The organism is Pseudomonas sp. NY15364 (assembly GCF_048068235.1).
Taxonomy (GTDB): domain Bacteria; phylum Pseudomonadota; class Gammaproteobacteria; order Pseudomonadales; family Pseudomonadaceae; genus Aquipseudomonas; species Aquipseudomonas mendocina_D.
The window spans coordinates 109,854-135,095 of the sequence record NZ_JBLUPX010000013.1; the positions used below are offsets into that span (position 1 = coordinate 109,854).

General features: G+C 62.5%; 20 protein-coding genes and 2 pseudogenes. 7 read left to right on the forward strand and 15 right to left on the reverse strand.

Annotation, left to right across the window (positions count from 1 at the left end; genetic code table 11):
• Window positions 1–17: 17 nt before the first annotated feature.
• Window positions 18–725, forward strand: a complete 708-nt coding sequence (gene cobB, locus ACNFCJ_RS13285) for a Sir2 family NAD+-dependent deacetylase (RefSeq protein WP_416771798.1) — start codon at window positions 18–20, stop codon at window positions 723–725.
• A 139-nt stretch (window positions 726–864) separates the two neighbouring features.
• Here the strand turns inward: cobB and ACNFCJ_RS13290 are convergent, their stop codons facing one another.
• The 4 genes from ACNFCJ_RS13290 to ptsP form a co-directional block, all read right to left on the reverse strand.
• Window positions 865–3,045: a hypothetical protein gene (locus ACNFCJ_RS13290; RefSeq protein WP_416771799.1), complete on the reverse strand. Its 2,181-nt coding sequence runs from the start codon at window positions 3,043–3,045 to the stop codon at window positions 865–867.
• A gap of 145 nt (window positions 3,046–3,190) precedes the next feature.
• Window positions 3,191–4,912 (reverse strand): fructose-specific PTS transporter subunit EIIC, encoded by a 1,722-nt coding sequence (locus tag ACNFCJ_RS13295; protein ID WP_416771801.1) that lies wholly within the window; start codon window positions 4,910–4,912, stop codon window positions 3,191–3,193.
• Window positions 4,913–4,923: 11 nt separating this feature from the next.
• The gene (gene pfkB / locus ACNFCJ_RS13300) at window positions 4,924–5,844 is read right to left on the reverse strand and encodes a 1-phosphofructokinase (protein ID WP_416771803.1); all 921 of its coding nucleotides are present in this window, start codon (window positions 5,842–5,844) and stop codon (window positions 4,924–4,926) included.
• A complete protein-coding gene (ptsP, locus tag ACNFCJ_RS13305) occupies window positions 5,844–8,705 on the reverse strand; it encodes a phosphoenolpyruvate--protein phosphotransferase (protein ID WP_416771805.1) in 2,862 nt (953 codons plus the stop codon). The genes pfkB and ptsP overlap by 1 nt, the downstream gene beginning before the upstream one ends.
• A 238-nt stretch (window positions 8,706–8,943) precedes the next feature.
• Between ptsP and cra the strand changes: the two genes are divergently transcribed.
• Window positions 8,944–9,930 carry a catabolite repressor/activator gene (gene cra, locus ACNFCJ_RS13310; protein WP_416771807.1) on the forward strand — a complete coding sequence of 329 codons (987 nt, stop codon included), beginning with the start codon at window positions 8,944–8,946 and terminating at the stop codon, window positions 9,928–9,930.
• Window positions 9,931–9,983: 53 nt separating this feature from the next.
• On the opposite strand, the gene ACNFCJ_RS13315 is transcribed toward cra, so the two are convergent.
• Window positions 9,984–12,041, reverse strand: coding sequence for an AsmA family protein (locus ACNFCJ_RS13315; protein WP_416771808.1), 2,058 nt, complete (start codon window positions 12,039–12,041; stop codon window positions 9,984–9,986).
• A gap of 136 nt (window positions 12,042–12,177) precedes the next feature.
• On the opposite strand from ACNFCJ_RS13315, the gene ACNFCJ_RS13320 reads away from it, so the two are divergent.
• Window positions 12,178–12,957: a TatD family hydrolase gene (locus tag ACNFCJ_RS13320; RefSeq protein WP_416771810.1), complete on the forward strand. Its 780-nt coding sequence runs from the start codon at window positions 12,178–12,180 to the stop codon at window positions 12,955–12,957.
• A 269-nt stretch (window positions 12,958–13,226) separates the two neighbouring features.
• Here ACNFCJ_RS13320 and ACNFCJ_RS13325 read toward each other — a convergent pair whose 3' ends face one another.
• From ACNFCJ_RS13325 to ACNFCJ_RS13345, 5 genes and pseudogenes are all read right to left on the reverse strand, one after another.
• Window positions 13,227–13,940 carry a methyl-accepting chemotaxis protein gene (locus ACNFCJ_RS13325; protein ID WP_371919666.1) on the reverse strand — a complete coding sequence of 238 codons (714 nt, stop codon included), beginning with the start codon at window positions 13,938–13,940 and terminating at the stop codon, window positions 13,227–13,229.
• A 141-nt stretch (window positions 13,941–14,081) separates the two neighbouring features.
• A pseudogene (locus ACNFCJ_RS13330) lies at window positions 14,082–15,224 on the reverse strand (HAMP domain-containing protein); the annotation flags it as partial.
• 388 nt (window positions 15,225–15,612) lie between these two features.
• Entirely contained in the window at window positions 15,613–16,446 is an 834-nt protein-coding gene (gene ampE, locus ACNFCJ_RS13335) for a regulatory signaling modulator protein AmpE (RefSeq protein WP_416771812.1), read from the reverse strand.
• A gap of 2 nt (window positions 16,447–16,448) precedes the next feature.
• A complete protein-coding gene (ampD, locus tag ACNFCJ_RS13340) occupies window positions 16,449–17,000 on the reverse strand; it encodes a 1,6-anhydro-N-acetylmuramyl-L-alanine amidase AmpD (protein ID WP_416771813.1) in 552 nt (183 codons plus the stop codon).
• Window positions 17,001–17,226: 226 nt separating this feature from the next.
• A complete protein-coding gene (locus ACNFCJ_RS13345; protein ID WP_416771814.1) occupies window positions 17,227–19,530 on the reverse strand; it encodes a DUF1631 domain-containing protein in 2,304 nt (767 codons plus the stop codon).
• Between the two features lie 422 nt (window positions 19,531–19,952).
• On the opposite strand from ACNFCJ_RS13345, the gene nadC reads away from it, so the two are divergent.
• A complete protein-coding gene (nadC, locus tag ACNFCJ_RS13350; protein ID WP_416771815.1) occupies window positions 19,953–20,801 on the forward strand; it encodes a carboxylating nicotinate-nucleotide diphosphorylase in 849 nt (282 codons plus the stop codon).
• A gap of 461 nt (window positions 20,802–21,262) precedes the next feature.
• Here nadC and ACNFCJ_RS13355 read toward each other — a convergent pair whose 3' ends face one another.
• The gene (locus tag ACNFCJ_RS13355; RefSeq protein WP_416771816.1) at window positions 21,263–21,592 is read right to left on the reverse strand and encodes a nucleotidyltransferase family protein; all 330 of its coding nucleotides are present in this window, start codon (window positions 21,590–21,592) and stop codon (window positions 21,263–21,265) included.
• Complete coding sequence (locus ACNFCJ_RS13360) at window positions 21,589–22,053, reverse strand: nucleotidyltransferase substrate binding protein (RefSeq protein ID WP_416771818.1); 465 nt, start codon at window positions 22,051–22,053, stop codon at window positions 21,589–21,591. Before ACNFCJ_RS13360 ends, ACNFCJ_RS13355 begins: the two co-directional genes overlap by 4 nt.
• Window positions 22,054–22,169: 116 nt before the next feature.
• Here ACNFCJ_RS13360 and ACNFCJ_RS13365 point away from each other — a divergent pair.
• Window positions 22,170–22,496: pseudogene (locus ACNFCJ_RS13365) on the forward strand (nicotinate-nucleotide diphosphorylase); the annotation flags it as partial.
• Between the two features lie 101 nt (window positions 22,497–22,597).
• On the opposite strand, the gene hepT reads toward ACNFCJ_RS13365, so the two are convergent.
• On the reverse strand, window positions 22,598–23,032 hold the full coding sequence (gene hepT / locus ACNFCJ_RS13370; protein WP_416771819.1) for a type VII toxin-antitoxin system HepT family RNase toxin: 435 nt from the start codon (window positions 23,030–23,032) through the stop codon (window positions 22,598–22,600).
• On the reverse strand, window positions 23,025–23,420 hold the full coding sequence (gene mntA / locus ACNFCJ_RS13375; protein WP_416771820.1) for a type VII toxin-antitoxin system MntA family adenylyltransferase antitoxin: 396 nt from the start codon (window positions 23,418–23,420) through the stop codon (window positions 23,025–23,027). The genes hepT and mntA overlap by 8 nt, the downstream gene beginning before the upstream one ends.
• Before the next feature lie 217 nt (window positions 23,421–23,637).
• Between mntA and ACNFCJ_RS13380 the strand changes: the two genes are divergently transcribed.
• Window positions 23,638–23,892 (forward strand): type II toxin-antitoxin system HicA family toxin, encoded by a 255-nt coding sequence (locus ACNFCJ_RS13380; RefSeq protein WP_108233415.1) that lies wholly within the window; start codon window positions 23,638–23,640, stop codon window positions 23,890–23,892.
• The gene (locus tag ACNFCJ_RS13385; RefSeq protein WP_177326196.1) at window positions 23,889–24,227 is read left to right on the forward strand and encodes a type II toxin-antitoxin system HicB family antitoxin; all 339 of its coding nucleotides are present in this window, start codon (window positions 23,889–23,891) and stop codon (window positions 24,225–24,227) included. The genes ACNFCJ_RS13380 and ACNFCJ_RS13385 overlap by 4 nt, the downstream gene beginning before the upstream one ends.
• 69 nt (window positions 24,228–24,296) lie before the next feature.
• Here the strand turns inward: ACNFCJ_RS13385 and ACNFCJ_RS13390 are convergent, their stop codons facing one another.
• The gene (locus ACNFCJ_RS13390; RefSeq protein WP_416771821.1) at window positions 24,297–24,827 is read right to left on the reverse strand and encodes an REP-associated tyrosine transposase; all 531 of its coding nucleotides are present in this window, start codon (window positions 24,825–24,827) and stop codon (window positions 24,297–24,299) included.
• Window positions 24,828–25,242 lie beyond the last annotated feature (415 nt).

Below are 25,242 nucleotides of genomic sequence, written 5' to 3' on the forward strand. Positions count from 1 at the left end.
CCTGCTTCGGAGCCGCCATGCCCCATCCCAATATCGTCATTCTCACCGGCGCCGGTATCTCCGCCGAGAGCGGCATCCGCACCTTCCGCGCCACTGACGGCCTCTGGGAAGACCACCGCATCGAAGAGGTGGCCACGCCCGAAGGCTTTGCCCGCGATCCGGCACTGGTACAGCGCTTCTATGACATGCGCCGCGCGCAGTTGCGCGATCCGGTCATCGCACCGAATGCCGGGCACCTGGCCCTGGCGGAACTGGAGGCTGCCTGGCAGGGCGAATTTCTGCTGGTCACGCAGAACGTCGACAACCTGCACGAACGCGCCGGCTCCAAACGCTTGCTGCACATGCACGGTGAGTTGCAGTCGATGCTGTGCAGCAATAGCCAGCAGCGTTTTCCGCTGCTGGACGACATGCCGGTCACGCAGTCATGCACCTGCTGCGGCCTGGTCGGCACCTTGCGCCCGGATATCGTCTGGTTCGGCGAGATGCCCTATCACATGGAGCGCATCTACGACGCGCTGGAGCAGTGCGAGCTGTTCGTCAGCATCGGCACCTCGGGCCATGTATACCCGGCGGCGGGCTTCGTCGAACAGGCGCGCCAGGCTGGCGCGCATACGCTGGAGATCAACCTGGAACCGAGCCAGGGCCATTCGCTGTTCGCCGAGACACGCTATGGCCCGGCCACCGAGCAATTGCCGCGCTGGGTGGCGGAGCTGTTGGCTGGCTGAGAGAGAACGTAGGGCGGGTGAAACCCGCCAATACGCAAATGGCTGGCCGACTAAACATTCCAACCCTGCAGCCTCAGCCGCGAACAGCTTTCGTGGCTGAAGCCACTCCTACAAAGGGCTCAACGCCCGGCATTACCCTCTAGCCGGCGGCGTCCTGAACAGGCGCAGCCGCTTCGGCCGGCACCTCCGCCTCCGGGCTGAACACGCCGTTGCTCCAGGCGTAGTAGCCAAGGCCAAGGGCCAGCAGCAACGCCAGCAGCCAGGGCCACAACACCGGCTTGTTGGCATAAGGGTCGCGTAATGCACGGTCGCTTCCCTTGGGTAGCTCAGCCATCTGCGTCAGCGCGGTGCCAAAGGGAATGCTGATGCGCGCCTGGGCATTCACTGCCCAGCCGTTGCCATCGAGGATCGGCCCCAGGCTGCGGCGCCGCAGCTTGAACCAGGCCAGCAGCATGGCCGGCCCGGAGATGGCCAACAGCACGCAGAGAAATAACAGCGGAACCTGCCACCAGGCCAGCGACAAAATGCCGGTGACCACCGCTGCCAGCGCAGTGCCCAAAGCACCGACAGCCAGGCCAATGGCGGCGAAGATACCGGCGAACTTGGCGATATCGAACGCTGGAGCAGGCGTCGCCGCGGGCGCAGCGCCGGTCTCGCCAACCTTGGCCGCGGTCTTGTTGACCATGTCGGCATCGCGGCTGGCAGCCAGCTTCTGTACCTGGTCGGAAACCAGCTTGGAAATCCGACGATATGGCGACCAGAACGCTTCGCGAATGCTGATGGCGTTCTGTACCACCTTGACCACAGTGGCATCCCAGTCGTTGCCGTCGCGGTCATAGAACAGGCCATGACGCCCCGCCTGCAGGTCGCCCTCGCTACCAGCGGTCACTGCCACCACGATATTCAGCGTTTCCTTGCCGCGCACCGGTTCGCCGCGGCGCGTACAGGTGCAGTAGAGCAGGAAGCAGTCGCTGGCCGCTGCAATCTTGGCATGAGCCTCAACGTCGCCCACTTCCACCGCAAGCTCGCAACTCTTGCCGTCGATATACAGCACACCGGCCTGGAAAACGGCTTTCTCGTGTCGCGAATAGAAGGCCTGGAAGGACACGAAGTTACGCAGCAATGTGACCAGGCCATAGCGCAGGCGAATCAGCTTGTCCAGCTCGACCAGGCCATCCGCCGCCTCTGCCACGGTCTTGTCTTCTTCCACCAGCGCCAGCAGGCGTGCCTCGGCGCCCTGCTCCACCAGTTCGAGGATACGCCCGCGCTCCAGCACCTCGGCAATCGCCACCTTCGGCGTCTCGGCGCGCCAGGCCAGGTAGTTGCTGCACAGCGCGACCAAGTGCTGCCACTGCTCGCGCGACAGGATGTCCTGCTCACCGTAGACCGGCACCACCACCCGCTGGCGGAACGCGTCGACGGCTTGCTGCCAGGCGGGGTTGAGTCCCTTGGTCAGCGGTAGCTCATCACCATGCTGCACCACGGCCAGAGGCAGCCCGGCCACCTCGCTGGCATCGGCCAGCGACAACGAGCCCAGTCGCACCAGCTCTTCTTCCTGGGCGTTCATCAGCGCAGCCGCGCGCGGATCGAACTCGGCCATGGCCACGCGGGTGAAATAGTCGTCGATCTTGCCACGCACCGCGCTCAATGCTTCGACCGCCGCCACCGTACCCTCACCGAAGGCGTCCAGCCCCTGCTCGGCAGCGCGGGCATGCCAGGCATGCAGCTGACGCGCCTGATCGAAGAAGGCAGTGATCTGCTCGACACCGATGGCCGGCTCGCCGCTGCGGTCCGTCTGCGCACCCAGGCTGGCGATGATATCGGCGATAGCGGCTTTGAGATCGGCGTCGTCGGTCAGGGTCGCCGGCACCAGGCCGTCGCCGTTGGGCTGGTGTGGCGGGAACAGTTGCGCCAGATCAGCTGTATCGGCCGGTGTCAGACTGTCGCCATCGGGTCGCCCGAGCACACCCAGCAAGCGCTGCGCCGCCAAACGCAGACGCACACCCACTGCATCGTCGGTGAGCGAGGACAGCTGCAGCGGGCCGTTCTGGAACAGGACCGCAGGATCCGTCAGTCGCGCCAGCGTCCAGTCCACAACATCGAGAACCTCCGGCGCACGGATACGGCCGTCATTGTTCAGGTCGATGTACTGCAGCATGCGCCGGTCCAATTCCAGGTTGTTCACTGGGCAGGCCAGGCTGGCCCATAGCTTCTGGTCCAGGCTGCGCAACGCAGCGAGGTCGGCGGGAGTTTCCAACTGCACCTGATCGAAGCCGCCGGCACGGAAGAAGCGCCAGCGATGGGCGAGAGCTTGAGTCATCTACAAAAGATCCTTTCTTTGTGAGGGCGACTGCGCCAGGGAACCGGTCATGATCAACATGCACATCGACGCATGATTCATGCAACAGACTGCTACTTCCCAGGCGCTGTTCAACCCAGTGTAACCGAGCTACGCCGGTGTGCGCCTACCGCGCCTCGACCGCCAGCGGCTGAGCTTCGCCCTGCTTGATCAACGCGTAAAGCACGCCGGTTAGCAGGCTGCCGGCGACGATGGCCAGCAGGTACAGCAACGCATGATTGATGGCGTTAGGGATCAGCAGCACGAACAGGCCGCCGTGCGGCGCCATCAGTTTGCAGCCGAAATACATCGACAGCGCACCGGTCAGCGCACCACCGGCAATGCTGGCCGGGATCACCCTTAGCGGGTCCTTGGCGGCGAATGGAATCGCTCCCTCGGAGATGAAGCACAACCCCAGCACCCCTGCCGCCTTGCCAGCCTGGCGCTCGCTCTGAGCGAACTTGCGCCGTGCCAGCACAGTGGCGATGGCCATGGCGATCGGCGGCACCATGCCGCCGGCCATGGTCGCAGCCATCGGCGCATAGCTGCTCGACGCCAACAGACCGACCGAGAAAGCATAGGCCGCCTTGTTGATCGGCCCACCGAGATCCACGCACATCATGCCGCCGAGCAATGCGCCAAGCAGGATGGCATTGGTGCTGCCCATGCTGTCGAGGAACTGGGTGAGCGACTGCAACACATCAGCCACAGGACTGGCGACGATATAGATCATCGCCAGGCCGGTGATCAGGCTGGCCAGCAACGGGATGATCAGGATCGGCTTGAGCGCCTCCAGGCTGTCCGGCAAGCGCACCCAGCGGGCAATGGCCTTGGCTGAATAGCCGGCGATAAAGCCAGCGACGATACCGCCGATAAAACCGGCGCCCAGCGAGCTGGCCAGCAGGCCGCCAATCATCCCCGGAGCCAGACCCGGACGGTCGGCGATGGAATAGGCGATGTAGCCGGCCAGCACCGGCACCATCAGCTTGAAAGCGGCATCGCCACCGATCTGCATCAGCGCAGCGGCGAATGTGCCCTCCTGCTCATACGCCTTGATCCCGAATACGAACGACAGGGCGATCAGCAGGCCGCCCGCCACCACCATCGGCAGCATGTAGGAAACACCGGTGAGCAAATGTTTGTAAGGGCCAGATTTCTCACCACTGGCAGAATTGCCTTCGGCAGGCGCGGCTTCGCTCAGCGGACGCGCATCGCTCAAGGCCTTTTCCAGCGTCTGCTGCGGCTGCTTTAGCGCCACCCCGGTGCCACAGCGATAAACCTTTTTGCCGGCAAAGCGGCTGGTGTCCACCTCGATATCAGTGGCCAGCAGCACGGCATCGGCAGCCGCGATGGCAGCATCGTCGAGCAGGTTGCGCGCACCGACCGAACCGCGGGTTTCCACCTGCAGGTCGATGCCCATGCGCGCCGCAGCCTGCTGCAGGGCTTCGGCGGCCATGAAAGTATGCGCCACCCCGGTCGGGCAAGCGGTGACCGCGACCAGGCGGCGACGACCACTGGGCACCGCCTCGGTGCTTTCAGCATGGGGCTGGGCGCGCTCGGCAGCGTCCCGCAGAAAACGCTGCGGGTCGGCCAGCGCCTCGGCCGGTGTGGCCTGCAGCAAGCGCTTGCCGACGAAGCGGCTCAGCGACAGCTCACCGGTCTTGACCACCAGTACCCAATCGGCAGCGGCAATCTCGGCTTCGCTGAGCGGTGCACCTATCGCACGGGCGTCATGCACCTCGACACGGGTTTGCCAACCCAGGCGCTCGGCAGCAGCTTGCAGGAGGCGCGAACACAATACGCTGGTGACCTGTCCATTGGGGCAGGCAGTGACGATCAGCAGATTCATGGTGGAGCCTCTTATTGTTCTATTGGGTGCAACTGCACGGCCGCCTCGAGACGGGCCAGTTGCTCGCGATCATGGATACCGAAGCCGATCTGGGTGACCGCCTGCGCCGCCACCGCCGTGGCCAGGCGCAGGGTGCGCTCGGCAGGCCAACCCTCGAGCAGGCCGTGCAGGCTGGCAGCCAACAGCGAGTCCCCGGCACCGACCGTGCTGGCGACCTCGACACGCGGCGGTATGGCGCGCAGAGCGATATTCGGGCCATGCCAGTCGACGCCTTGCGCGCCCCGCGACAGCAGCACGTGCTCGATGCCCTGCGCACGCAACGCCCGCACGGCAGTGGGCAGGTCACTGCCCCAGACCTCGGCCAGTTCTTCTTCGTTGGGTTTGATCAGCCAGGGAGCGACGCCCAGGGCCGCCTGCAACGCCGCGCCACTGCTGTCGACCGCCAGCGGTACGCCACTGGCATTGATCCGCCGCAGCAGGCCGGCGAACCATTCAGGCGTCACGCCACGCGGCAGGCTGCCGGCCACTACCACGGCATCATGCCCGACCAGCAACGGCTCCAGCTCATCCTGCAGGCGTTGCAGGTGTTCGGCCTCGACCTGCGGGCCGGGGCCGTTGAGATCGGTGATGCAGCCGTCGGCCTCGGCCAACTTGATGTTGCTGCGCGTCTCGCCCGGCACCCGGACGAACAGATCGCGGAAGCCACGCTTGTGCATCAGGCTCTCGAACGGCGCGGCATTGGCGCGGCCAAGAAAACCGCCGACGCTCAGGTTGTGGCCAAGATCAGCCAGCACCTGGGCGACGTTCAGCCCCTTGCCGGCGGCGTGACTGCGCAGCTCATGGCAGCGGTTGATCGCGCCGGGCTGTAGGCGGTCGAGACGCAGGGTCAGATCCAGCGCCGGGTTAAGGGTCAGGGTCAGGATTCGGGCCATCAGTGCATCTCCGCCACCAGCGCACGCACGGCGCTGGCACTGTCCAGGGTCAGGGCGCGGTCGGCCAGGGTTCGCGCCTGGCGACTGTCCAGCTCGCGCACGCGCGCCTTGACCAACGCCATCGAACGCGGCGTCACACTCAATTCGTCCACGCCGAGGCCGACCAGCAGCGGCACGGCCAGGCGGTCACTGGCCAGCTCACCGCAAACACCGACCCACTTGCCCTGGGCATGGGCTGCGGTCACGGTCATCTCGATCAGGCGCAATACCGCCGGATGCAGGCCGTCGGCCTGAGCCGAGAGCTGCGGGTGGCCACGGTCGATGGCCAGGCAGTACTGGGTCAGGTCATTGGTGCCGATGCTGAAAAAGTCCACTTCGCGCGCCAGCACAGGTGCCAGCAGCGCGGCCGAGGGCACCTCGATCATGATGCCGATCTGCAGGTCGCGTACTTCGATCTCTTCGCGCAGGCGCTGCACCAGGTCACGCGCAGCGCGCCACTCCTCCACCGAACCGACCATGGGGAACATGATGCGCAGCGGCCGGCCATCGGCCGAGGCGAGCAAGGCGCGCAACTGGGTTTCCAGAATCTCCGGACGCTGCAGACTCAAGCGAATACCACGCACGCCGAGGAAAGGATTCTCTTCGGCCGGCATCGGCCAGTACGGCAAGGGTTTGTCGCCGCCGACATCCAGGGTGCGCACCACCAGCGGGCGGCCATCCAACGCCTCCAGCACACGCCGATACTCACGTTCCTGAGCAGCCAGATCCGGCGCTTGGGCGTGCTCCATGAACAGCAGTTCGGTGCGCAGTAGGCCAACGGCATCGGCCCCCAGCGCCACCGCATCGGCGGTCTCGCCACTGGTGCCGATATTGGCCGCCACTTCCACGCACACACCATCGCGCGTCTTCGCCGTATCGAAACGCCGAGCATGCGCCTGTTCCTGGCGTCGCTGCGCGGCCTCGCGCTCATGCCGCGCCTGGTCACGCTGGGCTGCATCCGGGGCAACATGCAGCACGCCGCTTTCGCCATCGAGCAACAGCGGCGTGCCCTGGGCCAATGCCAGCACACCGTGGCCGGCACCGACCACCGCGGGGATACCCAGAGCCCGGGCAATGATCGCGCTGTGTGCGGTGGCGCCACCACGGGCGGTCAGAATCCCCGCCACGCGCTGACGGTCGAGGCTGGCGACATCCGAGGGCACCACTTCGGCCATCACTAGGATGTAGGGCTCGTTCGGCTCGCTGGGCAGTTCCACATCACACAGATGCGCCAATACGCGATTGCCGATGTCGCGCAGGTCAGCCGCCCGTTCGGCCAGCAGTGGGTCGTGCAGAGACTCCTGACGCTTGGCGGCCGCCTCGACTTCGACCTGCCAGGCTGCTTCGGCGCTGGCGCCCTTGACCAGACGAACGTCGACGTCTTCGCGCAGCGCCGGATCAGCGAGCATGGCCAGGTGGGCGCTGAATATCTCGCGAATGCTCGCCACACCAGCGCCGTCGACCAGACGCTGAACCTGCGCGGAAACAGCGACAAGCGCCGCTTCCAGGCGCGCGCGCTCCAGCTCGACGCCCTTGCCTTGCTCGGCAAAATTGAACTCCGGCGCTACTCGCACCAACGCCGGGCCGATGGCGATGCCCGGCGAGGCGCCGACCGCCAGCAAGCGGCTACCGGCAACAGGCGCGACGGGAGCGACCGGCTGCAGTTGCGCCGCCACCTCGGGCAGCGCTTCGCTCAGCGGCTCGACCGCCTCGCCCAGGCCGCTTTCCAGGGCGGCGCGAATGCACGGCAACGCGGCATCGGCGATGGCCGGTTCGGCACTGAATTCGAGCATCTGCCCGCGACGCGCGCCCAGGGCCAGCAGCCGGCTGAGGCTCTTGGCCGACACGCCGGCACCGCTATCGCCCAACAGTCGTACACGAACTTCACCCGCGAAACCCTGCACCAGCTCGCTCAGCGCCTTGGCCGGGCGAGCATGCAAACCATGGGCGTTGAGCAGCGGCACGCTGAGGCTGGGCCAGTCCGGCGCCACCTCGCCTCCCAATGCTTCAATTACCTGGCGGCTATCGCTGGCTTCGCTGAATGCCGCAGCGCGGCCACCGATCAGCACATCACACAAACGCTCCAGCGCCTGGCGATGCGCCTCGCCCTGGCTGGCCAGGCAGAACAGACCACGCAGCGCCTCACCACGAAAACTCAGTGGCTGCGCCGGGGTGACGAAGGCCAGGCCAGGCCGCTCGACGCTGGCCTCGCTGTGCAGCCACCACAGGCCATCGCCCAGCGGCAGCGGCTCGCCACGCGCCAATCCGAGGGCGAAGCCGCTGCGGGCACAGCCGGCCTGGCGCAACAGGCGCGCGCCCTGCCAGAGCAATTCGTCGAAGTCTTCGACCGGCTGTGCCAGCGCCACTAGCTGGCCATCCAGCGCCAGCGCCTGCGGCGCGCCCTGCAGCAGTTCGAGTATCTGCGCGGGCTCGGTGGCTTCGCGTAGGGCCTGGCCCAGATCACCCTCGCCGAGGGCGCGGGTCAGCAGTTGCAGGAGATGCAAGTGTTCGTCGGACTGCGCGGCGATGGCAATGGCCAGATAGACCTGTTGCCCGTTGCCCCAGTCCACCCCATCAGGGAACTGGATCAGGCTGACGCCGGTGCGCAGCACCTGATCGCGGGTCTGCGGCGTACCGTGAGGAATCGCAATGCCTTGGCCAAGAAAGGTCGAACCCTGGGCTTCACGCGCCTGCAGGCCTTCGAGATAAGCCGGAGTGGCCAGACCGGCACCGGCCAACGCATCACCGAGCATGGCCAGGGCTTCGCCCTTGTTCGCCGCAACCCGGCCCATCTGGATTTGGCTGGCATCGAGTTCGAGCATGGGTGCCTCCGGCTTGGATTCTTGTTTTGATTGAGAAGGATGTTCACGGGCTCGGCGCTCACTTACGCCACCGAAACACCTTCAAGATTAGCTGATGAATCGCACCGCTGAAACGTTTCATCAAACACTGGCACCTTATCCGATAATGGGTAATCCTTGAAGCCCGGTCGTCGTCGAGTCGGTGTAGACTCGCCGCGCTTGCACGCTCGAAATCCCTTACCTGTATGGTGCTGCGCCCGTGAAACTCAGCGACATCGCCCGCCTGGCTCAGGTCTCGGTGACCACCGCCAGCTACGTGATCAACGGTCAGGCCGAACGTCGGCGCATCAGCCCTGCGACCGTGGCCAAGGTCTTGGCAGTCGTCGAGGAACATGGCTATCGCCCGGACCAGCAGGCTGCCAGCCTGCGCCGCGGGCAAAGCCGCTGCCTGGGGTTCATCCTGCCGGACCTGGAAAACCCCAGTTATGCGCGTCTGGCCAAGCTGCTCGAACAGAAAGCCCGCGCCGCCGGCTACCAGTTATTGATCGCCAGCTCCGACGACGACCCGAACAGCGAGCGGCAGTTGCTCGAGCTGTTTCGTTCACGCCGCTGCGAGGCGCTGATCGTCGCCAGTTGCCTGCCACCAGACGACCCGCTGTATCCGACCATCGTCGCCGCCGGCCTACCTGTTGTAGCCGTGGACCGCGCGCTGTCGCCCACCTACATCCGCTCGGTGGTCAGCGATGATGAGCAGGCCGGACGTACCCTGACCGAAAGCCTGCTGACACCCAAACCCAGGCACATCGCCCTGCTCGGTGCCCGCGCAGAACTGGTCATCAGCCAGGCGCGCGAACGCGGCTTTCATTCGGCACTGAAGGGTTTCGACGGGCACATCAGCGTCTACCACGGCGAGCTGTTCAGCCGTGCCTGCGGCTACCGGCAAATGAAGACGCTGATGGATGAAGTTGGCCCACCGGATGCCTTGCTGACCACCGCCTACGTGCTGCTCGAAGGAGTGTTCGATGCCCTGCGTGAACAGGGCAGCGAGCAATGGCCCGCGGTGCGTCTGGCCACCTTCGGTGACACTCAGTTGCTGGATTTTCTGCCGCTACGGGTCAATGCCATGAGCCAACAACACGAACGCATCGCCGAGCGCGTGCTGGCCTGGACACTGCGGGCGGTGGAGCACAACGACTATCAGCCCGGCATCGAGGCCATCGGCCGCAGCTTCAAGGCCCGAACCTGAATATTGGCCCTCGAGGCCGAGGCGGGTTGCACCCGCCCTACGCGCTGAGCGGATCACTGGCCACCCTGAATTTTCTGCAGCAGCGGCGCGCACTGGCTCGGCTCGTCGCCAGCGCTGGGTGCCACCAGCGCCAGCAGCCCAGCCGCTGGCGCCACCGCAACGCCCAGCGCTACCAGGCCAACACCACGCAGCGCCAGCGGCGTGGCCTGTACGCCTGGTGACGGCTCCTTGAACGTGCCGCGTACATAGAGCGGCGAACGCAGGGAAAAAACACGAAAGCCCTTGGTCGAAGGCGTGATGGTGAAATCCAGTCGCTCGCTGGCGAAGTTGGCGCTGCCATCGACCTTGATCACCGCATTGTCGGTATCGACGACGAACAGTCGCGTGCTCATCAGCCCTTGCTTGATGCCGAGATCGGCCGCCGCACAATGGATCTTCACATCCTCGTCGCCGAACAGCCGCCCTATCAGGTAATTGCCGACGTTCAGACCAGCGATTTCCATCAGCCCGCGACTCACCGCGCCATCATTGATCAACATCTTCAGCTCGCCATCGGCACCGCCAAGCAACGCCGCCACCGAGTTGCCACGACCGCTGATGCGCGCATCACCGTTGAGCTCACCGAAGCTGGTCTGCATCGGCGCAAAGGTGGGGAACAACTGCTTGAGCTTGAGATCTCGCGCACGTAGACGCATCTGGCCCTGCAGCGGCGTGGTCGCGCCATTCAGGCGGATTTGCGAATCGAGCACACCGCCGGCCATGCCGAAACGCAGTGGTTCCAGACTCAGCGCGCCATCATTGAGCACCACATGGGTGTCGAGATCGGTGATCGGCAACTGCTCGCTGTGCACGATGCGCTTGCCGACGAAACGTACATCGGCGTCCATCGCGCGCCAGCGGTCCGTACGAAACTCGGAAACCGGCAACGCCTTGTTCGCTGGCTGCACGTCCCGTTCGCCGCGCTCGCGCTTGTCCTCGCTGGAGTCGGCACCAATCAGCGGCGCCAGGTCACTGAACAGCAGTTGATTGGAGGTCAGGCGGCCAGACAGCTTCGGCCGCGGCTCGCGAGCCACGAATGTCAGGTCGCCGTGGATATCGCTGTCACCGATCTGGCCATTGAAACCGAGGTAGCGAAAGATCGCACCGTCGGCATCGTGCAGATTGGCCTGCAAACGACCGTCGGTGCTGTACGGCGGAGTATCCGGCAAGGTAACGCCGGTCAGTGGATACAGGTGACCGAGGCTGGCGCCAGACAGACGCAAACGCATGTCCAGAGCGCCCAGATTCTGCGGATCGGTCAGGCTGCCAGCCAGCACGATGCGAGTCGCGCCAATGCGCAGGTCGGCTTGCAGCGGGAAAGGTTGCGACGCGTCGTGCAGCGCCAGCAGGCCACCAACCTTGCCGTTGCCGGTCAGCGGCTGACCACGGAAACTGCCCTTGGTCTGCCAGGCGAATGCGTAATCCTGAGCGCTGGCATTGCTCTGCGCCAGACGCTCGGCGGCGCTTTTGCCGACGATATCGGCAAATGGAATAGGCTCGCCCAGCGGCTGGATAATCGCCTCCAGTCGGGTATTACTTACCTTGTCGTCGAGCTTCACCTGCCCCTGGTCAAAGCCGATAGTGCCGATATCCAACGTCCAGGGGCTGGGCTGATCGGTGTCGTCTGACTCCTCCTTACCCAGGTCGAACACCCAGTTGGCGCGGCCATCGGCCAGGCGCTGCAGATCGGCGACCGGCGCGCCAAGTTCGATACTGGGGATGTTCACCGTCTTCCAGAGAAGCGGTAGCGGAGACAGGCGAAAGCGCACGCTATCGAGGCTGACGAAGGTATCGCCCTGCGCCCAATCGGGATTACCCAGGCGCAGCTGCTCGGCGGAAAAATGCGGCCAGGGCACCCAAGCGCTCAAACCCTGTTGTCCGGCCTCACGCTGCCAAACCACACGCAGGTCACCCTCGATGGCGAACGGCCGGTTCAAGGCCGCAGAAACCTGTTCGTTGATCAGCGGCCGCGCCCGGTTCCAGTCGAACAACACCAGAAACAGCATCAGTGCCGCCACCAATAGCAGAAAAACGGCGAGCAAAGCGCCCAACAGCTTGCGTACCTGGCGCACCCAGCGACCTCCTTATTTCACTGCCCGAGTGAAACTCGTCCATATCCATACGACTGAAAAGATTGGCCAACGCTCCCTCGCTCTGGCAGGAAAGGGGAAAATAGCCGACTCTGAACGCCCAATCGTGAGCTGACCGATGCGCCTGATCGACACCCACACCCACCTCGACTTCCCCGACTTCGACGCAGATCGCGACGAAGTGCTCACACGCAGCCGCGCATTGGGCGTGCAGCGCCTGGTGGTACTTGGTGTCTACCAGGCCAACTGGCAGCGACTGTGGCAACTGGTCGAAACCAACGAGAACCTGCATGCCGCGTTCGGCCTGCATCCGGTCTATCTGGACGAACATCGTCCGCAGGATCTCCTTGAGCTGCGCGACTGGCTGAGCAAACTGGCTGGGCACCACAAGTTGTGCGCCGTTGGCGAGTTCGGCCTGGACTATTACCTGGAGCGGTTGGATCGGCAGCGCCAGCAGGCACTGTTCGAAGCGCAGCTGCAACTATCCACCGAGTTCGAGTTACCGGTGCTGCTACACGTGCGCCGCGCCCATGCCGCGGCCATCGCCACCCTCAAGCGCTTTCGTCTGGCGCGCGGCGGCATCATCCACGCCTTCGCCGGTAGCTACGAGGAAGCACGCGAATACATCAAGCTGGGTTTTCGCCTCGGTCTTGGCGGCGCCGCTACCTGGCCGCAAGCCAATCGACTGCGCAAGGTGGTGGCGCAGTTGCCGTTGGAGAGCATCATGCTGGAAACCGACTCGCCGGACATGGCCCCCGCCATGCACCCCAACCAGCGCAACAGTCCGGAATACCTGGCTGACATCTGTGCCGAGCTGGCAGCGTTGCGTGGCGTTACGGCCGAAGAACTGGCGGCGGCCAGCAGCCGTAATGCGGATGAGTTGTTCGGCTGGAACTAAAGCCAAGTCGCCTCTGAGGTAGTAACGCTGTTCACTTAAGGTTGCACGCGTTTGGCTCCCCTCTCCCATTTATGGGAGAGGGGTTGGGGGAGAGGGCTGAAAACATCGCATAACTGCCAGTTATCCCCTCTCCCTAACCCTCTCCCCACTGGGGCGAGGGGACTGATCGCAACCTACCGCTCTAAAGTGAACAGCATTCGCCTCTGTGGGAGGGCTTCAGCCGCGACGACTGCAAAAGCATCGCCACTGAAGCGCCTCCCACGGAGCGATCAGACGCGAAACGCGCCGATCAACTGCTTGAGACGCGAGACCAGCTCGCTCAGCTCGCGGCTGGCCTGCTCGGTCTGGCTGGCGCCGGCAGCGGTACGCTCCCCCGCATAGTTGATCTCGACGATATTCTGGTCGATATCGTGCGCCACCGCCGTCTGCTGCTCGGCCGCCGCGGCGATCTGCTGGTTCTGGTCGACGATCATGCCCACCGCGCCGAGGATGTTCTCCAACGCCTGCTGCACCTTGGCCGACTGACTGACCGTGCCATCGGCCATCTGGTGACTGGCGTTCATCGCCTTCACCGCCGCCCCCACGCCACCTTGCAGCTTGGCGATCATCGCTTCGATCTCTTCGGTGGACTGCTGCGTGCGCTTGGCCAGGTTGCGCACCTCATCAGCCACCACGGCGAAACCGCGACCCTGTTCACCAGCCCGCGCCGCCTCGATGGCAGCATTGAGCGCCAGCAGGTTGGTCTGCTCGGCGATGCCCTTGATTACATCGAGCACCTGGCTGATCGCGGCGCTGTCACTGGCCAGTTGGTTGATCACCGCCACCGACTGGTCGATTTCTCCGGCAAGACGCTGGATCGCACCGACCTGCTGCTCGACCAACGCCCGGCCACTGACCGTCTCCTGATTCACGCTCTGCGCGCTACCCACCGCTGCGGCGGCACTACGCGCCACCTCCTGGGCAGTGGCAGACATCTGGTTCATCGCCGTTGCCACCTGCTCGATCTGTGCGCGCTGCCCGGCCACCGCCTGATTGCTCTCGCCCGAAACCAGCTCGACACGATCCGCCTGACCACCGACCTCGCCCACCGTCTGCCCAACGCGCTCGATCAAATCATGAATGCGCACCACGGTCTGGTTGAACACCTGCCCCAGCTCGCCCAGCTCGTCACGGCTCTGCGCCTGGAAGTTGACTGTCATATCGCCTGCGGCAACCCTGTCCATCACCTGCCCCAAGGTTTTCAGGGTCGAGCGGGTGGACACGTAGAAGCCGCTGTAGAGGTAGACGATCAGCAGAAATACCACTACCAGCGCCACCACCAACAACACCATCTGCGCACGGTTCTCGGTCAGCCGCTCGCTTAGCTGGCTATCGAGGAAGGCCAGCAGGCCGTCGTTGAAGGCGTAGGTCTTGGCCATTTCCTGGCTGACCTGATCGTAGAACTGCGCCCAGGGCGTATCCAGGCTATCGGCAATGATCACCTGATCCTCGAACAGCACGCCACTGTCCTTCAGACTCTGGCGACTGGCTTCGGCAAGGCCACCCAGGCCGTTCTGCGCGGCGACGTTACCGGCCAGTGCCTCCTGCAGGCTCAAGCCGTACTCGGCGTGTAGCTTCTCCAGTTGCAACAGCAGGTCATCGAACTTGGTGCTGGCTGCCGAGTTGAGAAACCCCTGCCCCAGGGAATAGGCACCGATAGCACGGCCTTGACTGAGCACATCGGTGATCTGCGGGGTGACGTTGGTGATCAGCTCGGTAATCTGCCGCACCTGACGCTGCGGGTCCTGGCTCAACCCCGCCTGGCTGGCCACCAGTTTGATGAAGACCTGGGAAGAGCCCAGCAGCTTCTCGACGATGACCGTCTTGCTCTGCAGAGAAGTCTCGGCCTCTGCGCTTTTCAGCTCGGCCAGCAATTCGTCGCGCTTGGCGATGAACTCCGCTTCCTGCTCGGCATCGCTGGTCACTGGCTGCAGTCCTTGCAGGCCGGCACTGAGCGACTGCTGCAGTTGATCTATACGCCCCTCAAGATCCCCCGCCTGACCGGACTGACCGATCATCGAGTTGATCTGGACCAGATCGTTGAGGCTTTCAAGATCACGCCGCAGCTGCAAGCTGCTGCCAAGTAGCTCGAGGCTTTCCAGGGCGGTCTGGGTACCAACGAACTGTCGATAGGAGTCGCGCACCAGGTAGAAGTTGGTGACGAGCATGGGCAGGAAGAATAGAACGCTGATCAGGCTGAACTTCATACCGAAGCTGAGGCGGTTCATCAGCGCGATGGCCGGATACAACACGGTCTTCACTAGACGTCTCCAGTTGCCATTATTGTTATAGGTATTGCTTGGATCGCCGCCGAGCCTCTTACGGACTGATCACGGCGCCCTGTGTCGACCGACCTGGGTTCGCCGAGCTATGCGGCAAAGACAGGCAGACAAATGTGACGAAAATCACCAAACAGGGTCGACTACCGCCTCCTTATACCCCTTATCGACACGCGTCTCTGTAACTTAAGGTTAAACGCACGCAGCACCCTTCACTCCCTCTCAAGAGTGAGCGTAGTTCATCACTGGAATTACAGAAGGACAAAGGGCGGGAGCAACCCGCCACTGTGCGTGACAGCAGGTTGCCCCCGCCCTGTAAACCGCGTGGGTACGATCTCTAGATGAATAACACCCAAACCGCGTAACCGGCATACCAGACCATCGCAGCGCGGATCAGCAGTTGCCACAGCTGATCCAGGGTATCGACACCCTCCTCACCCATCACTGGCGGCGGCATCTCACCAGCGGCTCGCCCAGCCTTGACCACCAGTTGCGCGGCAGAAATGTCCCAGCTCAGCAGCTCATGCAGCAAGGCGCGGCTGACGGCGACAAAATTGCCGACCAGGGCGAAACTGGAAGCCAGCACCCGCGCCGGCAGCCAATCGAAAGCGTGGCGCAGTTGTACGGCGCGCTCACGCAGAGCCGGTTGCTGCGCATGCTCTGCACTCATCGCCAACAGGCGATAGGCCAGCGCGGCCATGGGGCCCAACAGCAGATACCAGAAGATCACCGCAAAGAAGCTTTGATAGGCCTGCCATAGCAGATGCCCCTGCACCTGTTGCAGCAGCTCGGTGCCCTCCTCCGGCTGCAACGAAAGGTCACGTTCGGCCACGTGGTAAGCGGCCTGACCATCACCGCGCCGCCAGGCGTCGCGAAACGGCCCTAGCGCTGCGAGCAGATCACCACGCCCCAGGCTGTATATCAGCACCAGCAAATGCACCGGCAAAGCCAGCCAACCGTAAGCCAGCGGTTTGAGGATCAGCAGCACCAGGCCCAACGCCAACACAGGCACCAAAACCAGAACGGCCAGGCACAGCCACGGAGCCTGCTGCAGGCCGCCTTGTTGCAGGCGCTGCAGTTGCGCCAACCAGGGGCCGTCCTGCTGGATGCGCAGGCGCCAGGCGGAAAACTTCTCGACCCACAGCACCAGCAGAATCACCAGAAAACTCATTGCTACCTCTCCTTCAATTCGGCATGCAGGCGCTGCCAGTCGAACGCGGCCCCCGGATCAGTCTTGCGCCCAGGCGCGATATCGTTGTGGCCGCGAATTCGCTCCGCCGACAGCGCCGGGTAGGCGTCCAGCAACTGCCGCGTCAGCTCCGCCAGGCTGGCGTACTGAGCGTCGCTGTAGGGCAGATCATCCGTCCCTTCCAGCTCGACCCCCAAGGAAAAATCATTGCAGTTGTCGCGCCCTTCGAACCAGGAAACCCCGGCGTGCCAGGCACGATCCAGACAGGAGACGAACTGCGTCACCCCGCCATCACGCTCGATGAAAAAATGCGCGGAAACCTGCAAGGACGCGATCTCGGCGAAGAAAGGATGTTCGTCCACCGGCAAGCGGTTCTGAAAGAACGCCTGCACTTTGCCGGTACCGAACTGCCCAGGTGGCAGGCTGATGTTGTGCACCACCAACAGGGAAATTTCGCCACTGGGGCGAACATTGAAATTCGGCGATGGGCAGTGAGGGATGCCCTGAAACCAGCCGGTTGAGGGGTCGAGCTGCATGGAAGGCTCCTGAACGAGACACCACTCTAGAGCAGGTGGCTACGGCGGCCAAGCGCGAGGCCGCAACAGGATGTGCAAAGGCGGGAAAATCGAAGATCACGACTGTAGGAGTCGCGCCTCGCGGCGAATCGATAGCGAACACACCGGAAGACTTATAAAGCTTCGCCCCGGGGCGGGGCTCCTACAAATCAAGCCGTTGCCAGGGGCGAACGCTCCTGGCAACGAATCAGCTGTGCTTGAGCTTGCGCAGATTGCCGATGACCGACTCCAGGGCGCGGTCGAACAGCAACGCATCGTCGAGCAGGCGCACAGCGTTGCGGCGGAACTCCACCGCCAGCGCGTTGCGCGTCTTCTCCAGCACCTTCATGCCGGTGCGATTGACGAACACGTACTTGCCAGTGGGCTTGATGATGGCTGCCAGCTTGCAGCGCAGCTTGTGCTCTTCATCTTCTTGAATTTCCACCCAGCTACCCACACGCAGGCTATCCACCTGCAGTAGCGCTTCGTCGTCGTCCGGGAGCACCACGTCCGGCTCCTGCGGACGGGTCTGACCGGGCGCGAGCAGAATGATCTCTTCGACTACCTCGACCATCGCCGGGGCATCCTCGACCTCTTCTTCGACTGCCGGCAGCTCCAGCAGCGGCAACTCAACGCCCGCTTCGCTCAGATCGGTGTGCGCAACATCCTCAGGCGCGGCCGACTCGGCTTCAGGGGTAGCGCGCTTGAAGCGCTGGAAGGCTTGCACGTGCAGCACTTCCAATTGGCTGAAGAATTCGCTGGTAGAGAACGGATCGAACGCCGCACTGGCCATGCCTTCGCGCAGCGCCTTGAGCAAGCCGGGCACCAGCTCCAGCAAACGCAGACGCGCCTCTGGATCTTCATGCGGGGCGACACTCCAGACCAGATCATCCATGGTCTGCAACGCAGCCTGCCACTCGTCCGAGTCCACGCCGTGCTTGAGGCAGGTCAGCATCAGCACCTTGCTCCAGGCTTCCTGCAGCAGTCGCACTACCACTTCCGGCAGGGTCTTGCCGAGCAAACGCTCATTCAGTGCCTGCTCGACCTGACGACGGGCCAGCTCGGCCTTGGCGCTGCCTTCCTCAGCGTCGCGGGTACGCTGTTCGAGCAGCTCGCTGCGACGGCGCTCATCGCCGGTGAACGCCATGAACTCGGCCAGCAACTCGGAGAAGATCGCCGGATCATCGACAAAATCGTTCAGCAGGCGCTGAACCACCTGTTCGATCTTCTGATAAAGGCTGTCACGCTGGGCATCGTCCTGGTCGCCCCACCCCAACGCGGCAGAGGCGATCTCGTTGAGCAAGCGGCGAGCCGGATGGCTGCCACGGCTGAAGAAGGTCTTGTCCAGCACCGCAACCTTGAGCATCGGGATCTGCAGACGGCCAATCAGTGCCTTGAGCGAATCCGGCAGGGTACGGTCATCGAGAATGAACTCGAACAGCATCGACACCAGATTGATCACATCTTCATCGACCTCACCCACCACGCGCGCTTTGCCACTCTTGGCGCTGGCACGCTCGAGCAATCGCTCGAGCTGGTCGCGAAGATCGAAATCTTCGACGCTGACCTGTGCCGGGGCACGCTGCTGCATGTGCGACAGCAGGCGCATCAGGTCGTTGCTGGTGATCGGTAGTGCATCGGCCGTCTGAGCGCGGCGCGGCATCGACGTGCCGCGTACTTGCGAGAGCAGATCCTGCAGCGCGCCGAACACCTCCTGCACACCCTGATCGGCGCCGTCGAGCAACGGCATGCCTTCCTCACCGGAGGACTGGCTGTAGGCGGAAGCTGCCGGGCGCTGCTGACGGCGCGGCGGCGCGGACTTCAGCTCAGGCAACACGCCCGCGCTGACCAGCGCCTGATTGGCCTCGGCATAAAGCATGTCGCAGCTGCCGAGCACGTACTTTTCGAACAGTTTGAGGATGATCAGCTTGACCTTGATCTCCACGCCCAGACTGCTGCAGGCGTCGAGGAAGTATTCACTGAGCAGGGTCGGGCCGAGCGGGTTGCTCTTGTCGTCCAGCTTCTTGCTGATCACCGCATTGAGGCGTGTGGTGAGATGGCCCAACGCAACAGCGTCTCGGCTCATCACCTTGGCCACCATGGCGTCCAGCGCCACGGTTTCTTCCAGTTCGTCGTTCTGCACCAGGCTCAGGCTATCGAACGACACGGCATCCAGAGCGGGTTGAGGCTTGCCAATCTCGTACTGGTTGAGATTGGCGAAAGACTCGAACACCTTCTGCAGAAAGCCGCGCTCGATATTCTTGCGCTTGAGCCGCAAGTCGCGCATGGCCTCGAAGAAAGCATTCTGCTCGGCATTGCTGGTCGCCCGATCCGCCATCTCGAAGAGAGTATCGTCAGCATTGTCGAACAGGCTCTGCAGGTTCTGCTTGAGCTGTTGCGCCGCTTTGTCACGCACCTGAATCAGCGCCACGGGCAGTCTTCCTACCGGCGAAGTTGGCGATTGCTCTGCGGTGGCCTTGTTCAGGTGCACCACGTTCGCGTCGGTCTTCATTCTAGTCTCCCGCAGACTGCTCGAACCCGAGCTTCCTGGTCTGCACAGCGTCAACCGAGCGTCGTCCCTAACGTCAAAGGCCTGGCGTCAATAATGAAAAAAGTAAAGCCATTATAGGGAGGCTGCGCGCCATACCAAGCCAATTTTTCCCACAGACATGACCCAGATCACAGATAGCCACACGCCATCTTCGGACGACGGCCAATACACCTCACTCGCACCTCCACAGCCTAACTCTGGCAGGCCTTCGGCGCTGCACCGATAGTCGGGCCAAGGGGGTGCTCTCGTCATTAAGAGCAGCGGCAACATATAAAAGTGCCTGATCAATTCTGCAGAACGATAAAAGGCCCAGCGCCGCGATGGAGCATTGCCCTGCAATCACCTGCCTCTATAATCGCGGCTCGACTACACCGGAGCCGACCATGCCCAACCTGATCCTCGCCGACCTCAGCAGTGAAATCGAAGCCAATGTTCGTCGCGCACTCGCCGAAGACATCGGCAGCGGCGATATCACCGCACAGTTGATTCCGGCCGAACGCCTGGCCAGCGCCCGCGTGATCACTCGCGAAGAAGCGGTCGTTTGCGGCACCGCCTGGGTCGATGCGGTGTTTCGCCAGATCGAGCCACGTGTAGCGGTACATTGGCAGGTACAGGATGGCGACCGGGTACGCGCCGATCAAACCTTATTCACTCTAGAGGGCCCGGCCCGCGCACTGCTCAGCGGCGAACGCAGCGCTTTGAACTTCCTGCAGACGCTTTCCGCTGTAGCCACCCGCTGCCGCTACTACGCCGACCTGGTCGAAGGCACCCAGGTAAAACTGCTGGATACCCGCAAGACCCTGCCCGGCCTACGTCTGGCGCAGAAATATGCAGTGACCTGCGGCGGCTGCCACAACCACCGCATCGGTTTGTACGATGCTTTCCTTATAAAGGAAAACCACATCGCCGCCTGCGGCGGCATCGCCCAGGCCATCAGCGCCGCCCACCAGATCGCCCCGGGCAAGCCGGTGGAAGTGGAAGTGGAAAGCCTGGAAGAACTGCGTGAAGCCCTGGAAGCCGGCGCCGATATCGTCATGCTCGACGAACTGTCACTGGAAGACATGCGCGAAGCCGTAAGACTCACCGCCGGCCGCGCCAAACTCGAAGCCTCGGGCGGCATCAATGACAGCACCTTGCGCGTGATCGCCGAGACGGGCGTGGACTACATCTCGCTGGGGACGCTGACCAAGGATGTGAAGGCGGTGGACTTGTCGATGCGTTTGGCACTGTAAGCCACCAACTCACTGTAGGAGCCGCGCCTCGCGGCGAATCGCGGCCTCAGCGAAATCGCACTGAGCTACAAAAAGCTCGCCCCGGGGCGTAATGCTGTTCACTTAAGGTTGCACGCGATTGACTCCCCTCTCCCATTTATGGGAGAGGGGCTGGGGGAGAGGGCTGAAAACGCCGCAAAACTGCCAGTTTTCCCCTCTCCCTAACCCTCTCCCCGAAGGGGCGAGGGGACTGATCGCGTCCGACCATTTCTTAAATGAACAGCATTACGCCCCGGGGCGGGGCTCCTACAATTTCAGGGCCATTGAAGGCATCGCGCGGGATGAATTAGCGGAAGCGTAATCCGTCGTTACGCAGCCCACACCTGACACCAGAGACAAATCATCTCAAACCATCGCGCAGAATTCAGCCATCTACACCACCAGCAGATTCGTGGCGAACGATGACAATGGAGGACTCCACCCTACGCATCCGCCCTGCCGCGCTCATAAAAGGTCAACCCGACGCGAGCGATATGATCGAGCAGCGCCGGGTTATCGATACGATCCTTGAGAGAAAGATCGACCATCCAGGGCAGCAACAACTCGTCAATCTGGCTCTCCATGGCCAATAACTGCGCCAGTGAAAGCCCTTCCCCCTCAACCGTCAGATCGATGTCCGACCCAAGACGATAATTACCTTTGGCACGCGAGCCATACAGAATGACTCGCTCGACCTGCGGACACGCGCGAAAAACAGCGCATAACTTCTCGACCGCATGCAGCGGCAACCCGAACCGACTCTCACCCGTCATAGTTCGCTGGCCAGCCCTTGCATCCGTTGCTGAAATTGCACGAAGAGATCCTGATAACGCGCCAGAATGCGCTCGGCGATCTCAATAGCGATGGATTCATTGTAGGTATGGGCCGTCTGATTACGGCTCTTGATCATCTCCATCCAACCTTCGCCATCGACGACCAGCCCCTGCTTGAACGCCGCGCGAATCGCATCGCGAGACCCCGTAATAGCCGGATTGCCCTGATAAACAAAATAATCTTTCATCAGATTCCAGGCCAACTCGAAAACAAACTCGAATGCCTGGATCAGCCCCTGCCGCTCCAACTCGCTGAGCGGGCGACTCTGCGCCAGCTCAACCGCTCGGGTCAGTTGCCCAAGGGCACGCTGATAGTTGCTCAGTCGCTGTAGCCAGCGGATATCTTGATCAGTCATAGCAAACCCTTGCTCTATGCCAGGAGTTGAACGCTGCACCATCATACCGGGCACCATTCACAGCTGCGCCCTTTTTGATAGTTGTCACAGCGCTAAATGACGTATTCGCCTACGGCGATTTCATTTCACGAATCCGCCACACCGCCCCCCACACAGAGACATTCGACACCTTCCAGATCAAGGAAAACCACATCGCCGCCCACCAGATCGCCCCGGGCAAGCCAGTTGAAGTCGAAGTGGAAAGCCTGGAAGAACTGCGCGAAACGCTGGAAGCGGGCGCCGATATCGTCATGCTCGACGAATTGTCACTGGAGGATATGCGCGAAGCCGTAAGACTCACCGCCGGCCGCGCCAAGCTCGAAGCCTCGGGCGGCATCAATGACAGCACCTTGCGCGTCATTGCAGAGACAGGCGTGGACTACATCTCGCTGGGAACGCTGACCAAGGATGTGAAGGCGGTGGATTTGTCGATGCGCCTGGCGCTGTAAGCCGCCGACTCACTGTAGGCGCCACGCCTCGCGGCGAATCGCAGCCTCACCAGAATAGCGCTGGATTACAAAAATTCGCCCCGGGGCGGGGCTCCTACAGGTCAAACCGCGTTTAAATCCTGCTTAGCATCCTTCAACAGAATACCCTTGGAATAATCGAGAAATTCACCCAGGTGGCGAGTAATGACCGCCACGGTAATCGGTAGCTGCAGCGTTTGGTACTCATGAACGGCAATATTGCGATAGCCCACCATTCGCTTCAGCGCTTCGGCCAGGCTAACGTCGATCCAGCCGCCTGCAGCCAGCAGCGCAAAAACATCGCGCACACTCTGCGGAATACCGAGACGCTCGCGCCGAATCAAATGCTGCCCCATATCCAGAGCCGCCTCGCAAGCGCGCTGAATATTCAGAATGGCTGCATCCTGGCGGGTAAAGTCCTCGGCAAAACTCGTCGGGTCGCGCTCATATTCCTCCCGCGCACGCCTGACGCAGCGCTCGATACTTGCGGCCTTGTTCAACAACACATCATCAGCCATAAACCCGTCCGTCTCGCTCGATATCCCGTAACAGAGGCGCCCTGGCCCGATCCAGCTCAAGCTTCTCGCTCAACACAGCACACTCGAACAAACCGGCCTCGGGCCCCTCAGCCACCCACCAGTGCTCGCCTTTTACCAACACCTGCTGCTGCATCACGGTGGAAGCCCTGCGCAAATCCAGCAGATCAACCGGACAACCTGCAATATCGGCAGCCTCGCTGGCAAGCTCCCAGAGCACCAGTGGATCAACATAACCTTTTACCAATACAGCCAAATCGAGATCACTGCCTTCGTCTGCCGTACCCTGGACACGACTGCCAAAGGCATAGATAGCCAGCAAACCATCCAGTCGCGAGCGCAGTAACTCGACCAGCACGACCTTATTCATAGCCAACCTCCGCATACACGCTTAGAAGTGTATCCCAACCGCTATAGCACCAAACAATGCCGAACCTACCGCCATGTAGACGACCGCTGCATGGCGGCAGGAAATAGAGCCAGGCCGGATGCCTGCAGGGCGGATTAGCCCCAGCCCCAAAAGCCGAACGCTCCATTCCAGGCGTCACGCAGATACTTCGGCAAACATCGTGGCCTGTAGCAAACGACTGATTAGACTTCGCCAATCTATCCTGAAAGCAGTCTTCGCCAAGCCGGTACCGAGCACACTTGAGTGGTCCCGCATTGAATCGCTATTTGTAGCGGCCGGCGCCAGAGCTATCGAGGGCAATGGCTCACGCGTACGCTTCGAACTGAATGGCGTGGTTGGCACCTTTCACCGCCCCCATCCCGACAAGGAAGCCAAGCCGTATCAGGTTCGCGATGCACGGGCCTTCCTTGAACAAGCAGGAGTTACCCCATGAATGCGCATGCAATGACTTACAAGGGCTATGCAGCCCGCATCGAGTACAGCGACGAAGACGGCCTTTTCGTTGGTCACATCGCCGGCATTCGCGACGTGGTGGGTTTTCATGGTGAGTCCGTTCAGGAACTTCGCACGGCATTCGAAGAAGCAGTGAACGACTACCTCGACACCTGCGCTCAGCTGGATCGCCCGCCGCAAAAGCCCTACTCCGGCAAGCTCAGCCTACGCCTGGGGCCAGAGCTGCACGCCACGGTCGCGGTAAAAGCGGAACTGGAGCACAAGAGCATCAACCAGTGGGTTGCCGACGTGCTGAGCCGCGAGGCACATGCGTAGGCCATAACCGTAGGGCGCATTAGCCGCAGGCGTAATGCGCCGAACGATGCAGACCTGCCCCCTTGCCCCCTACCCATCCCCCGGCACCTCAAGCCCGATATCACCCGCCCAATCAACCGGGTAAAGCCCCATCACCACATCACGGTGCAAGCTCGAATGGGGCCAGTCCGCCACCCGCCCCACCAGCCCGTGTTTGCAAGGGTTGATGTAGACATAATCTATATGCCGGCGAAAGTCCTCGTCATCACGCAGTTGATGCTCCCAGTAGCGCCGCTGCCAGATTCCCCGTTCGCCGCGACGCAAACGCGTCAGCGAGCGGTATTCATCGGAGGGCAACCCTCGGCAGAAAAACGTCTTGATCAGCCGCCAGCGCAACGGGTAATCCGCATCACCAGGCGGCAACGTCCATACGCAATGCATGTGTTCGGGCAGCACCACCCACGCATCGATAGTGAACGGATAATCGCGATGCACGCGCCGCACCGCATCACGCAACAGCTCGACATGCCGCAGCAACAGATCATTGCGGCGGCGTTGCAGCAGATTCACGGTAAAGAACCAGCTCGCCCCCGGCGCGAAAGCACGGCGATAGTTCGGCATCCTTGCCCCTCCAGAAACACCAAAAGGTCAAGCCTAGACGGCCACGGAAATAGCTCAAGCCCCGGCAACATCAGGTAACCCGTAGGGCGCATTAGCCGCAGGCGTAATGCGCCGAACGAGAGCCGCACACCACAAACTCCAGAGAGCAAAACACCCCGCGCAAGGTAGGGCGTTCAGTGTTGCAATGGATATCGTGATTCGCGGTGAACGACGGATTACGCTTCGCTAATCCATCCTACGGAGTTGATCCGCCTTACCGGGTTACGGAGTTGATCCGCCTTACCGGGTTTGCCCCTCCAGAAAGACCAAAAGGTCAAGCCTAGACGGCCACGGAAATAGCTCAAGCCCCGGCAACATCAGGTAACCCGTAGGGCGCATTAGCCGCAGGCGTAATGCGCCGAACGAGAGCCGCACA